This window comes from Pseudoalteromonas sp. 19-MNA-CIBAN-0066, from assembly GCF_040308705.1.
GTDB classification, from domain to species: domain Bacteria; phylum Pseudomonadota; class Gammaproteobacteria; order Enterobacterales; family Alteromonadaceae; genus Pseudoalteromonas; species Pseudoalteromonas nigrifaciens.
Genome location: NZ_JBEONZ010000258.1, coordinates 1 through 262, shown reverse-complemented (window position 1 = coordinate 262; position 262 = coordinate 1). Strand labels below are relative to the sequence as shown.

Sequence of the window (262 nt, the reverse complement as noted above, 5' to 3'; positions counted from 1 at the left end):
CACACCCCGTCTTACCCCCGACTGCGACAACGACTAACTGCACTGCTATCTTTAACTCGGATGAGACTGATGAGTTTAACATAAAGACCTAGTGTTTAATTACACAAAGTAATGCGGGAGTGGCGGAATTGGTAGACGCGCTGGATTTAGGTTCCAGTAACTTAGGATGTGAGAGTTCAAGTCTCTCTTTCCGCACAATAAGTGTTAGATGTTTAGATCTCGCAATTATCCGTTTAATTGATATCGCCAAGCGGTAGGGCGG

General features: G+C 45.0%; 1 tRNA gene. It reads left to right on the top strand.

From position 1 onward, the window contains the following. Window positions 1-113: 113 nt before the first annotated feature. Window positions 114-195 (top strand) — tRNA-Leu (locus AAEZ18_RS19055). Window positions 196-262: the final 67 nt, after the last annotated feature.